The organism is Shewanella sp. ECSMB14101 (genome assembly GCF_000773485.1).
Lineage (GTDB): Bacteria > Pseudomonadota > Gammaproteobacteria > Enterobacterales > Shewanellaceae > Shewanella > Shewanella marisflavi.
In genome coordinates, this window is sequence record NZ_JSFF01000067.1 from 1 (window position 1) to 408 (window position 408).

The 408-nt window shown below is 35.5% G+C and carries 1 protein-coding gene; it reads left to right on the forward strand.

Features of this window, described 5'->3' with window-relative positions; translation table 11 throughout:
• Positions 1-180 precede the first annotated feature (180 nt).
• A partial coding sequence (locus NY07_RS19490) for a hypothetical protein (protein ID WP_152603596.1) occupies positions 181-408 on the forward strand: 228 nt, incomplete at its 3' end.

Below are 408 nucleotides of genomic sequence, written 5' to 3' on the forward strand. Positions count from 1 at the left end.
GGAGACCTGAATTATGAGGGGATCCCCCAGCACCCATTTATAGGTGCTTTTCTTGAATGCAATAAACAGTATGGTAATCAAGCGGCCACTTCCTTTTTTACATTCATTGTGAATAAGCAAATTAACAATTCTAGTAGAAAATAAGATTTTATTGGTAGCCTTCTTGCCTATGAGTTTGAGTTGCAAGATTCTGATTTAACTAAAAGAAGAAATAGTGAAAAAGCATCATTCAGCCAATTAAGAAATCAATTAGATGAAACAACGCATAAGTTAATTGGTGAGGCAGATTATCTTAAAGACAGCTTTTCATCTTGGGATGAAAAGACTAGAGCTGGCTGGCGAAGTTGGTTAGAAGATGTATCATCAGAGCATACAAGACAAAAAGAAACGCAAAAAAGTGAACATGAA